Here is a 12,367-nt window from a genome sequence, read left to right as displayed (position 1 = left end):
CCGTATGGAGAGGGATGCCCGTTCCCTCTCTTCTTTTTGCGCACTTGTCACCGTCATTAAAATTTTGTTCATCACCAAGTAGGAATTTATCTGGCATAATCTTGTCATAAATTACAGCAAAAACAACTTGGGGACATTGCCATGAAAGAATGCAACACGCATCAATTGGCAGCACTAGCGATGGGCATAGGCGCAGGTGCAACGGCTGCTACATTTTTACCAACGTTAGACTGGGCTGTGATTGGGGTCACGGCAATTAGCGGTTACGCAGGCGGTCTCTTGCCTGACATTGATGATCAGGAATCAAGCAACTTCGCCGTCATTAAGAACCTTACGCGCATCGCGGCAGTCATCGTGCCCGGTATTCAGTTTTTTTACCGCCCGACGGACTTATTGCTGGCAATACCGTTAGCATTATTCATGCTGTCGCATTTTTGGGATTTGTTGCATCAAATGACCAAACGCGGCGGCGGTACGCACTCAGTACTAGCGGCGGTTTGTTTGTCGCTGGGGGTGTCATGGGTGGCGTATTTAACCGCAGGGTATGCGGCAGTCGTGCCTGCCTTTATCGCAGCGGGAGTCGGCTATGTGGTTCACCTGTTGCTGGATGATTTGAGCCGCCCACCGCTTCCCCCTAACGCAGAACCTTCGCGTATGGGGTACGCTTTAACAATACTCGGCAAAGGTAAAAGTGTGGAATTTTACGGGCTGCTGAGTATCGGTTTAGCGTGCGCAATCGCGCTATGGGGAATTTAAGCGGTTGCGTTCAATCGTTCCCAGCCATGCTTCAACCCTGGCTAATACGCGCTTAAACGTGTCCTGCAAATCCTGCTGAAAAGCTGCTTGGCTGATCTCAGCCACGGCTTGCCGCTCAACGGTAAGTAACGCGGCTTCTAACGAGCCATCGTCATAAACGCGCACCGAACTGAGTGTTTTATGCGCAAGAGACGCTGCTGCCTTCCAATCCCCCTGATCCAATAATGTGTGCAATAACTCGCGCCGCTCGTTCAGGCGCGGCAAGGCAAAGCGCACGAAGTCAACGGCTTCTTCCTCCCCTAAATCGGCGATAAGTGTGTCTAATGCTAATGTAATTTTGTATTCCATGACTTTAGTAGCTATTTGTATTGAACCTATTGATGCATTATTGCGCCACAGGAGATACCTGTAAAATTTACCACACATTTGATGCTGCTGACTTTGCCAAAATACCTGCTACTGCTATTGATCCTGCTAATAAGCAGCCAAACGTGTGCCGCAGGTTTGGTTGTGCCTGATCAGCGAGCGCAATCGCTTGACCTTGCCCCCTACCTTGAACTGCTGGAAGACCCCAGTGGGCAACTCGACATTACACAAGTCAGCTCAGCAACCTATGCCAAGCATTTTGCAGTAAATAACGCCAGCGTGCCGGATATGGGGCATACCCGTTCAACTTGGTGGGCGCGTTTCCAACTAAGTTCCGGGCAAGCGCAGAAATGGTATTTGTTGCTTGATCGCCCCATCGGGGGTTCAGTCGAAGCTTTTGTCGTACAACAGGGCATATTCTCCCGTTTACAACATCTGGAAGATTTCCGCCTACCTGTATGGAATTTGCAGAATACAGCACAGGACACGCTGACGATATATGTCAAAGCATACAACGACAAAGCACTCCTCAGCCTTCCGCTCAAATTGTTGGCAGCAGATGAGTTGCTCAAAACCAGTAATCAGGAAACCGGATGGTTTATGGCACTGTTTGCCGGGATGTGCATCTTGACTTTGTACAATGCACTTCAGTATTTCAGTTTGCGGGAAAGGGATCATCTCTACCTAAGCTTATTTCTGCTCATGTGCAATTTGTTATTCCTGCGGGATAACAAATTATTCACAATCCCACCATTAACAGATCCAACAAACTTTTTTTACTCTGCGCTCTTTTTGTTAACTCTCGCTGCTGGTTTTTACTACTGGCGTAGTGTTAACAAAAAAAATAATCCGATTCTGGAGCGATTAGGTATCTGGATACCTCTATTATCCGTAGCAACTCTTCCGCTGAGCGGACTGTACTACACAGAGCAGTTCTTTTACGGGTTAACACTTACGCTCGCACCGATTTTCCTCATTCTAATGCCTTACGTTATTCTGACTCACGAAGTGCTGTACGTCCGCCTTGTGGCTTGGGCAACGTTATTAATCGAATTTTCCGTAATCCCTTATCTACTCATGCAGTGCGAATGGATTCCCTACAATACTGACTTTATTTTCCTTGCTCAAATCGGCATTTTGCTAGCGTCCTTGTTGTTATCATTTGCGCAGACAGAACAGACCCGTTACTTGCGGGAAGAAAAAGAACGCATGGAAGCGACTAGCCAAGCCAAAGATGCATTTCTCACCACCATGAGCCATGAATTGCGCACCCCCATTCATGCGATTACAGGGGTTGCTGATTTATTGGGTAAAACAGCGCAATCAGCGGAACAATCGGTGTATCTGGAGAAATTATTATCCTCATCACAACACTTGCAATCGTTGGTAGATGGCATTCTTGATCTGTCACGAATTGAAGCAGGACGGTTGGAACTGGAAACCACGGTTTTCCGGCTGGATGAGGAGTTGGAAAAACTGCGCCAGATGTTCAGTGTACCCGCCCAGCAAAAAGGCTTGCTGTTTTCGGTGTTACAAACTCTGCCTCACGCTTTACAAGTGCGCGGCGACCCCATGCGGCTGAGGCAAATATTGGTCAACTTGTTGGGTAACGCGCTGAAATTTACCGCCAACGGCAGTATTAGCTTATCAGTCCAACCACAGGCAGGAACGCGAGAAGGGCATATCCACCTGCACTTTGTGGTAACGGATACCGGCATTGGAATCAGTTTGAAACAACAACAAAACCTGTTCCAGCCATTTACCCAAGCGGATAGCAGCACCGCCCGCCGTTACGGTGGTTCGGGAATGGGGTTAGTTATCAGCCAAAGGCTGGTGCGATTAATGGGAGGGGAATTGGAGCTGGAGAGCACCCCGGAACAAGGCAGTCGCTTCTTTTTTACATTGGATTTACCTATCGCTGCATCTGAAACACCGCGATTAACTTTGCCCGTAGCGGAAGACAAAAAAGACTTGAGCGGATACCGGGTATTACTCGTCGATGATGATGAGGTAAATTGTTACCTCGGCGAGCGGATGCTGGAACGTTTAGGCATCAAAGCCACGGTAGCCGATAGCGGAAAAGCCGCCCTGCAACAACTGGAACAACACCCGTTTGATTTGGTGATGATGGATGTGAGTATGCCCGATATGGATGGTTACACCACCACACGCTATATACGCAATGCCGGACACACCCAATTACCCGTTATCGCCGTGACCGCCCACGCAATTGAAGGCGAGCGCGAACGCTGTCTGGCGGCGGGTATGAACGACTACCTCACCAAACCTTTTAATCTTGTAACGTTACATCGCTTACTTATCAGCAACCTTATGAAAAGTAACTGAAATGTGACATAAAAAAACGAGGCATATGGGGTGTTTATCGCTATCATTGAGGGATTGATGAGATAACACGCATAATTGTTACAAAAAGTGGCTGCAATGAAACATTTACAAGGGCATATCCTGCTGGTTGAAGACGACGACTTGACCTCCGAGTTGTTGGAAAAATACCTACATTCACACAATCTCAGTGTCACCGTGCTACCTGACGGCGAACGGCTAATTTCAACCATGCAACACCAAAAGGTTGATGCGGTGATTTTAGACATCGTATTACCTGGCAAGTCCGGTCTGGAATGGTTGGAATGGCTGCGAATACACTACCCACAAATTCCTGTGTTGCTGTGCTCACGCCATGTCACCGCCGAAGACCGGGTTATCGGCTTGAGTAAAGGTGCTGTGGATTACATTGTGAAACCCTTCCACCCCAAAGAAGTTTTACTGCGTTTGCATAATGTTTTAGCAAAACCCACCGTGACGTTACCGAGAGTCGGTATTTTCCAACTCGACGCACAACGTGCCATCTTGATTCCCTACAACGGCTCAAGCGAACATCAAAACACCAACCTGACCTTGCATGAAGTGCTGCTGTTGCAGTTATTCTTTGCGCATGTTGGCGACTTGGTGACACGCGATCAGATTGCCGAATGTTTGCACGGCAGCGGCCACGATCCCACCAAGCGCAGCCTTGATATGTTGATTAATCGCCTGCGCAAAAAACTGGGGGATTCGGGCGAGGCTTCGCGCTACTTGCATACCGTTTGGGGCAAGGGGTATCGGTTTACGCCATAACATCACAACACCTTATCACTCGCTAACGGAGCCTCCTCTGCCTGAATTGCCTTGAATAGGGTTTCGCCGATTTTGGCTTGCAAACGCACATACACCCCGTCAGCATTTTTCTTGCCGGGGTCGAGGTCTTTGTCGGTGAAACCTTTGAAGTTGTAGCCTACGCCTGCCCGCCAGTCGTCTGCCACCGTCATGTTGACACCCGCCCCGGCGGAATAGCGGGTTGCACCACCGCTGCTCAGAATACCGCCACGCAATTCCCCGTCAATTTTGTCAGAGAAAGGCACGCTGACACTGGCATCCGCCAGCGCGGTTTTGGTGGTGATGCTTTCACCGTTATCCAGTTTCGTGGTTTGCACTTTACCAGCGGCACGCCCAGAAAGTTCCGTGCCGTTGTCCATACGGAAATTTTTCCAAGCGGAGGCAATGTGGGTATTGCGGTCGCCAGCCGTGCCTTCCACATCGTCGGCTTTCCACTGATACATATACTGGCTGTTAAATTTGCCTTCACCTGCGGGGCGATGTGCTGCACCGACAGTTAAGGTATTACTGAAATCTGCACCGACGGAACTGGATTCTTTGTGTAAGTCATTGCGCACCACACCCGTCCAGTCTTCGCTCATTTTGGCAACGTAACTGCCTTTGACCGCGTAATAATCGCGCTTATCGCCGTTGCGGGTTTCCACTTTCAGGTATTTCTGGCGGTCGGGGTCGCGCTTGTCATCCACTGCAACGGAGACAGCGGTAGCATTTTCCAAAACTTCGCCTTCATTGACTTTGACCACTTCCAACGCGGGGCTGATGGTGAGGTTTTTGTCCACCACATAGTTGCCTTTGACCCCGGTAGCGGTTTCAGCATTGATCATATCGGTGTCACTGAACAAACCTTCGGAGCGGTATTCGGAATACAGTTCGGTGGTTTGTTTGACTTTGGTTTTCGCACCAACGCTGACCACGCTGCGGCGTTGCTCATCCGACAAACCGGAAGTGCCGAGCATATCGTTGCCGTTATCGTATTTGGCGTAAACGGAGGAATCTTTACCCACCAGCAATTCTGCATCGGCTGACAGGTGATTAAAGGCGGAATCGCGGATGTCCTGCTCGTATTCACCCCGTATCCGCCCGCCACGACCAAACACTTTGATATTACGTTTCGCGGCAATCAATGCGGTATCGCGGGAAGACGATTCTTCGCCCACTTGCTGTTCGATATGGCGTAACCCACCTGCAACGCGCCATTCACCAACGCGGGTTTCAGCGCGTGCGCCGACCGCTTGATGCAAAGTTTCGGTGCTGATGTTTTCGGAATGGATACCTTCCAGCTTTAAATCGGTGTCTTTGTTGAGTTGCTGGGTGTGGTCAATCCGCGCTTCGCGGCGGTCTGAACCAATCCCTGCGCCACTGTTGGTAAAGCCTTTGTCGGCTTGCGCTAGGGTGACGGAGGTATTTGCTTCCTTTGACCAGCGGTGGCTGGCTTGCACCCGGTAAGCATTGCCGCCTTCCGCGTCGTCATTGTGCTGCATTTGTGCGCTGCTGACGCTGACGCGGGTATCCTTGTCGGGCTGGTAATCTGCATACACGCCAGACAGGGTATGCCCGTCGGTCGGGTGTGAATCCTTGGTGTAACTGCCGCCAACACTGACGGTTTCGCTAATAGCACGCTTAATCCGCACCCCGGAAACCAAGTAATCTTGCTCGCCCTCCGCCTGCTCACGGTCGTAGCTAACCCGCACAAACACCGGATTCAAGTTGTCATCGTAAGTCGGAATGACGCGGTGGAAACGCAAATCACCCGATACATCATCCAAGGTGTAATCCGTCACCCGTTGCAAAGTGGTGCTAGAAAGCGTCAAGCCGGGATTGTTTTTATCGCGCACCAACAACTCGATCACCGCGCTATTGGCGAGGATGTCGCCCTGCCCCACGCGGAAATTCATGCTCGTACCGTTACCGGGCAGCACTTGCACAAAGCGGCGGTTGTCCTGTTTCGCCGCGAACACATCCACTTCGGTATCTTTGTCGCCGTAATGTGCTGCCGCGCCCGTCAGGTAACGTGCATCCCGCGCCAAATCCAGTTGCGCGGTTTCATTGCTCATGCCTGCGTCAGAACTGTCGACTTCGTAATCGCCGTACATGACGCTGTGTTGCCCCTTTTCCAGCTTGACGTATACCTTGTCCTTGCTGCGGGCTTCTTGGTCACGGATCGAGCCATCGCCACGAGCGGGGGCGTAACTGCTGTCGTATTCGTCTTTCAGGTAAGCACTGTAATTGTAAGTGTCATCATTTTCCTTGGTGCTATCGTAGGCAAAGGTCAGGTGTAAGCCGCCCTTGATCTTGCCTTTGAGGAACACCTTGCCTTCGCCTGTCAATTTTTTGTCGGCAATGTCGCCGTCATGTGCGCTGATGTCCAGATAACCCGTAGCAATCAGCGGGCGCATATACACCACCTGCGCCAGTTTGGATTCGCCCGTCATCTGTTCCGAAGTCACTTTAACCCGGACTTTGCCGGTGCGGTGCGAGCTGCGTAAATGCACCACGCCTTCGCCGTTACGGATCATTACCTGATGACCGGGGGTGGAATCTTGGATGTCGGGTTCAGCCCAACGCCCATCGGAAGCTTCCAACGTCAGGTAGTAATCGCCAGCGGCAAGGTTGCCGTTTTCATCGACAATGCGCACCTTGAGCGGTACTTTGGATACGCCACCATCGGCGGGGAGTTCGTCCTGTTCCGGGGTAATTTCGAGATGTGCGCCCCGTCCGGGGTTGATGAAGGTGGATTTCAAGGCAACCGTTTCTTTGCCAGCAGCGTCTTTGCTGCGCACTTCGACGGTGTTTTCACCTTTTTTCAGCGTCACACCGTACCAGCTTGCGACTTGCACTTGCTTGGCTTCATCACCTAGTTGTTCGCCCAACTGGGTTTCGGGAATCGCGTTGCCATTGACATACAATGTCACGGCGGTGGAAGCCAACGGCAATGCCGCCATGAAACGCCCGTCAGTGCTGGTGTTTTGCTTAGGCCATAACCATGCACCGTTACCGACCGCTTCTTTGCTGACATCCTTGATGGCATCACGCGATGCCCACGGCTTTTCTTCTTCCACCGTTGTTGCCGCTGATTTGGCTTCGTCCTCTAACAACGGGCCAATGAAATCAGGGGAAACTTTGCGTTCGCCCTGCTCAAACACATCGCTGTCGGTGAGTTTTTCGTTAAATTTTTTGACGGCAGCAAACACTTTTGCCGCGTCTTGTTTAGGGCATTCCGCGCTGAAATCAACACGCTTGAAACCGCCATCGGGCATTTCCGCGAAATGGCTGGACGCTTCACCCGCTTGCTGATTGGAAGTGACGCGCAAACCCGTGCCTTTGGGTAACGTGAGGCTGTCGAGTTTGACGGTATGCATCCCCGGTTTGACCGCGTGGAAGTTGAAATCCCCGGTTTTATCGGTGATGGCGTAACGCCCGTCTTCCAGATAAATGCGCACCCCACCGATAGGCAGCAAGGCAGCGTCTTTTTTGTTGGGAGCGCATTCAGCGGGGAAACTGACTTTACCGAAAATCGCGCCTTCGTCTGACAATACGCCATTACGCAGCCGCTTGACTTTGGCTTGCACCGTAGCAGAAGACAAGGTGATGTTATCGGCACGGGTCGCGCTGGCGTAAGCAGTGCTGATATTGTCGTCGTTGCTGCTGGCAGTTACACGCACAACGTAGGTTAAAGTGCGCACCTGTTCCGCCGCCAGCTCGTTCAGTTCAAAGCTGTAACGCCCGTTACCAAGATCGGTCACACCGCTAAACGCACCACCATCCAAGCGCACTGAACCGTCCACCAGCTTGAAACCTTGCGCAAGACGGGTGTTGATCCGGTAATACGGCAGGGTTGCGCCCGTGTGGTTGGCAAAGCTGAAAGTAAACGTCAGCACATCGCCCACTTCGGCTTCGCGCTGGCTGGCATCGAGGCTTAGTGCCAATGGCTGCGTCGTCGCAGTTTCTTTGGCAACGGGTTTGCTTTCTGTGACCGTTAAAGTCACAGCTTGGGATTCATTGACCAGCACCTGCTGAGTAGCAGGATCGGTGTATTGCACCGTCATCGGTGCGCTGACTTCTACAGCGGCTGATGCGTTCGCTGCCATGAGCAACATCGGCATCAGGGAACGCGGCAGTGCTTGGGGTAACTGCGGCATGACACTCTACCTGTTTTTATTATTGTTTTGTTGTCACGGCGGATTGGGTTTGTCAGCTGCGACTATTATTTTTTAGGGGTTGACTGGTAAGCAGTGCAGCCCGTAAGCGCGAAAATCACTATCAATGGCAATCGCCGTTCCAATCTGGAGGCGTTGCGTCACAATAAAGCTGGTGCAGTCTGTAAAGCTGAAACAATGGTCACTGTATTTCAGGAACAATGCCCAAGCCTTCTGTTGATCAGCTTTGGTGATGTACTCAAGACGACAAAGTGTGCCTGAATACAGCAACTCGCCAAACCGGACAGCGGCATTTCGACCCGCCCGATAACGCAGCAAGGTCAATGCTTCATCTGCAATAAAATCCGTTGTCAGTAGTAACGGATAGTGTGCTTCCAGCACTTCAGCGACCCGCTCATGGTCTGGGTCATCTTTATCCATGTAGGCATACCATGCACCTGTATCAACCAAAATGTGCTGCATGGTTAATCCTCGTTCCAACGTTTTTCATGCGTGTATAGAAAATCGTTGTGGTTTCTGCCTGTCGTCTTCCCTTTCCCAGACACAACGCCTTTCAGTGCGAGCAGTGGGTTTTCTGCCCCTTTGGGTTGTGCCGCAACGGGAATATGTGCATCTAACAACTCACGAATAACAGCGGAAATGCTGCGGTTCTTGAGTTTGGCGTAGCGTTGCAGGTTGCGGTACTGCTTATCCTCCAGCGAAACTTGCGTTCTGTGCATGGCGTAGTCTCCTAACATTACATGATGTAATTATTATAGTGATGTAAGTTATCGTCCGCCATATTAATAAACCCTCACCCCAACCCCTCTCCCAGAGGTAGAGGGGCTTAAGAAGGGGAGTTCTCCTGTTCCCCCTCTACCGCTTGGCGGGAGAGGGGGCTAGGGGGTGAGGGTCTTTTTAGTCGATCTTCACACTGAACTGCGCATTCGGGCTAGTTGCACCGACTGCCAAATCACCCGCATTAACCATGATTTTCTTCAGGGTAGCGTCGTATTTGCCTTCATCGTCACCCGCTGCATCGGTTTTCGCCGCACCGCCGAATGTCAATGAATTCGCTACATAAGAGGCATATTGCGGAAGGCTGTAATGCAGATCTACACCTTTCGCTAAGGATTTGCCGCCATTCGTAGCGCGGGTACGCAAGATCGCGCACTGCCCTGAATCCATTTCAGCCAAACGTTCAGTGCCGAAAGCACCATCCGCTTCACCGTCACACGCCACGTCTTTCGCACCTTCCAGCTCTACCGCAACACTTGGCAGTGGGCAGTCAATCTCAAATTCAATCAGGTAGCCTTTATTAGCTGAGCTGGCAATATCATTCCATCTACCGTCGGTATACATCTCTGTTTGAGCTTCGGCACCAGCAGAGTTGTCCGGTTGCGCGGTACTCCAGTTAGTGTAGGCAAATGGCTCATCCCAAGCGGCCTGCGCAACGCCGGGTTTCGCCCAGAAGAACGCTCCACCACCAACTTTACGGCCACCACCGATGAACAATGTTCCAGAATTTTGAGCTTTAGCCACGTTCAGGACAAATGCATTTTCCTGTGCGCTGGCGATGGTTACTAAACGCCCGCGCTTACCGTTATAGATATATTTGTCAGAGTCTGCGAGTGAATCCCACCAACTTAAGTTCTTCTTAACCACGCCATACGCATGACAGTTACCACCTGCTGCTTGCTCCCAAATAACTGGAGTGAAGTCAACGTTAGTATCTTTGAAAGTGATGGTGGCAGTGTTGTCGGTAAGATCAGGACTCCCATCAGCACTGGTGCTAGAAGCCGTATTCCCTTTAGAATCCGTGGCATCCAAGCTCACTTTTAATACGTCATCAACGGCTATTGCCGCAGGCAACACGCTTTCCACGATCAACTTAGCCGACGCGCCCGCCGCCAAGGTGGTGGACGTGATAGGTGTTGTTTCGCCAGAATCCAGCACACCATTGCCGTTGGCATCAAGGTAAATTTTCACCGCAGTAGCATCCAGCGTATCAACACCGTCTGTGAGGTTGGCCGCTGCCAGTGCAAACGTTTCAGAAACGTTACCGTTATTGGTTAAGGTGTGGACGCTGTAAACCTTGCTGGAAGGAATCATCGCCACTTGTTGCTCTGCACCTTGCGTGATGGTCAAGGTGGCTTTACGCACTTCGCGGATGCTGATTTCAACGATGTTGGATTCGGCAGAGTAAGTTTTGCCGCCAATGTCGCTGTAGGTAGCAATGACTTTGTTTTGCAGAATTGCGCCACCGGGCGCAGCAGCAACCGCAATGCCTGTTACCAATGACAAGGTAATCGCACTTGCGAGGGGTTTTAATTTGAACATTTCTATGACTCTCTATTTTTTATATTGTTGGGTTTGTGGTTTTAAGCGTGCCCTCACCCCAACCCCTCTCCCAGAGGTAGAGGGGCTTAAGAAGGGGGGATTCTCCTGTTCCCCCTCTACCGCTAGGCGGGAGAGGGGGCTAGGGGGTGAGGGGTTTCTTGGTATTTATTAGTCGATCTTCACACTGAACTGCGCATATGGGCTAGTTGCATCCACTGCCAAATCACCCGCCAACACAGACACACGCTTGGTAGATGCATCATATTTGCCTGCATCCTCGTCTACTGCATCGGTTTGATCTGTGCCATCAAACTTGATTGAGCCGGTGAGATAGCTAGCGTAAGTCGGCACGGTGTAGTTCAGCAGCACATTCTTAGCGAGCGATTTGCCGTTGTTAGTAGCGCGGCTACGCAGGATTGCACACTCACCGGAATACATATCTTCCAACTTCGCTGTACCAAAAGCCGTATCTGCCGTGCCATCACAGGCGATGTCTTTTGCACCTTCTAGTTCAACCGCTACCGCTGGCAGTGGGCAGTCAATATCAAACTCGATGACGTAAAATGCTGATGCGCTGCTCGTTACGTCGTGCCATACGCCGTCATACCGCCAAGCAAGTGCATCTTCCCCTGCATTGTCAGGTTGTCCTGACATCCAGTTGGTATAAGAGAATGCCTCACCCGTTACCCATGCAAATGGCGAGGTAGCACCACCTGTACGTTTTGCACCAATCCAGTAGTTATTGTTGTTACTATTGACGGCATTTTTGACAAAAGTATTCTCTGCTGCACTGGTAATGGTTGCCAAATGCCCCATTTTACCATTGAACATCGACGCTTCTGCATCAGCCTTTGCTGGCAAATACGACAGTGCTTTATTGACCCCTGCGTAAGCATGGCAGTTGCCGCCCGCCGCTTGTTCCCAAATGACCGGGGTATAGCTGACATTGCTATTTTTGAACGTGATCTTGACCGTATTGGTGCTGGCAGCCGCAGTACCTTTGGAATCCGTAGCGTCCAAGGTTACGTTTAATTTGTCACTGAGCGCGACAGCCGCAGGCAACACGCTTTCCACAATCAACTTAGCCGATGCGCCCGCCGCCAAGGTGGTAGACGTGATGGGTGTTGTTTCGCCAGAATCCAGCACACCATTGCCGTTGGCATCAAGGTAAACTTTCAGCGTGGCTGCATCAAGGCTGTCATCGCTGCCTGTGACGTTAGCCGCCGCCAGTGTGTAGGTTTCAGAAACGTTACCGTTGTTGGTTAAGGTGTGGACGCTGTAGACCTTGCTGGATGGGATCATCGCCACTTGTTGCTCTGCACCGGACGTGATGGTCAAGGTTGCAGTGCGCACTTCGCGGATACTGATTTCAACAATGTTGGATTCAGCAGTGTAAGTTTTGCCGCCAATGTCGCTGTAGGTGGCAATGACTTTGTTTTGCAGGATTGCGCCACCGGGAGCAGCAGCAACAGCAATGCCTGTCATCAGCGACAGTGCGATGGAACTCGCGATGGGTTTCATTTTAAACATGGTTTTGACTCTCATTGGTTTTTTATGATTAGGAGAAAAGGCGTATTCGATACGCCCCTACGGGG

9 protein-coding genes are annotated in these 12,367 nt (G+C 51.1%); 3 read left to right on the top strand and 6 right to left on the bottom strand.

Translation table 11 applies throughout. From position 1 onward, the window contains the following. Positions 1-141 precede the first annotated feature (141 nt). Positions 142-756, top strand: a complete 615-nt coding sequence (locus J9260_RS02700; protein WP_210219522.1) for a metal-dependent hydrolase — start codon at positions 142-144, stop codon at positions 754-756. On the opposite strand, the gene J9260_RS02695 is transcribed toward J9260_RS02700, so the two are convergent. Further along, a complete protein-coding gene (locus J9260_RS02695) occupies positions 742-1,104 on the bottom strand; it encodes a hypothetical protein (protein ID WP_210219521.1) in 363 nt (120 codons plus the stop codon). The two genes, J9260_RS02700 and J9260_RS02695, sit on opposite strands and share 15 nt — an antisense overlap. Positions 1,105-1,185: 81 nt before the next feature. Here J9260_RS02695 and J9260_RS02690 point away from each other — a divergent pair, with 81 nt between their 5' ends. Both J9260_RS02690 and J9260_RS02685 read left to right on the top strand, forming a co-directional pair. After that, positions 1,186-3,468, top strand: a complete 2,283-nt coding sequence (locus J9260_RS02690; protein WP_210219520.1) for a hybrid sensor histidine kinase/response regulator — start codon at positions 1,186-1,188, stop codon at positions 3,466-3,468. Between the two features lie 96 nt (positions 3,469-3,564). Then, positions 3,565-4,257, top strand: coding sequence for a response regulator transcription factor (locus tag J9260_RS02685; protein ID WP_210219519.1), 693 nt, complete (start codon positions 3,565-3,567; stop codon positions 4,255-4,257). Between the two features lie 2 nt (positions 4,258-4,259). On the opposite strand, the gene J9260_RS02680 is transcribed toward J9260_RS02685, so the two are convergent. The 5 genes from J9260_RS02680 to J9260_RS02660 form a co-directional block, all read right to left on the bottom strand. Then, complete coding sequence (locus tag J9260_RS02680) at positions 4,260-8,435, bottom strand: DUF11 domain-containing protein (RefSeq protein WP_210219518.1); 4,176 nt, start codon at positions 8,433-8,435, stop codon at positions 4,260-4,262. Positions 8,436-8,507: 72 nt separating this feature from the next. After that, on the bottom strand, positions 8,508-8,915 hold the full coding sequence (locus J9260_RS02675; protein ID WP_210219517.1) for a type II toxin-antitoxin system VapC family toxin: 408 nt from the start codon (positions 8,913-8,915) through the stop codon (positions 8,508-8,510). Positions 8,916-8,917: 2 nt separating this feature from the next. Beyond that, a complete protein-coding gene (locus J9260_RS02670) occupies positions 8,918-9,172 on the bottom strand; it encodes a ribbon-helix-helix protein, CopG family (protein WP_210219516.1) in 255 nt (84 codons plus the stop codon). 178 nt (positions 9,173-9,350) lie between these two features. Continuing rightward, positions 9,351-10,772 carry a lectin-like protein gene (locus tag J9260_RS02665; RefSeq protein WP_210219515.1) on the bottom strand — a complete coding sequence of 474 codons (1,422 nt, stop codon included), beginning with the start codon at positions 10,770-10,772 and terminating at the stop codon, positions 9,351-9,353. Between the two features lie 168 nt (positions 10,773-10,940). Then, positions 10,941-12,302, bottom strand: coding sequence for a C-type lectin domain-containing protein (locus J9260_RS02660; protein WP_210219514.1), 1,362 nt, complete (start codon positions 12,300-12,302; stop codon positions 10,941-10,943). Between the last annotated feature and the right edge of the window lie 65 nt (positions 12,303-12,367).

The sequence above is a fragment of the Thiothrix unzii genome (assembly GCF_017901175.1).
In the GTDB taxonomy this organism is placed as follows: Bacteria; Pseudomonadota; Gammaproteobacteria; order Thiotrichales; family Thiotrichaceae; genus Thiothrix; species Thiothrix unzii.
This window is presented reverse-complemented; position numbering and strand designations above follow the sequence as displayed.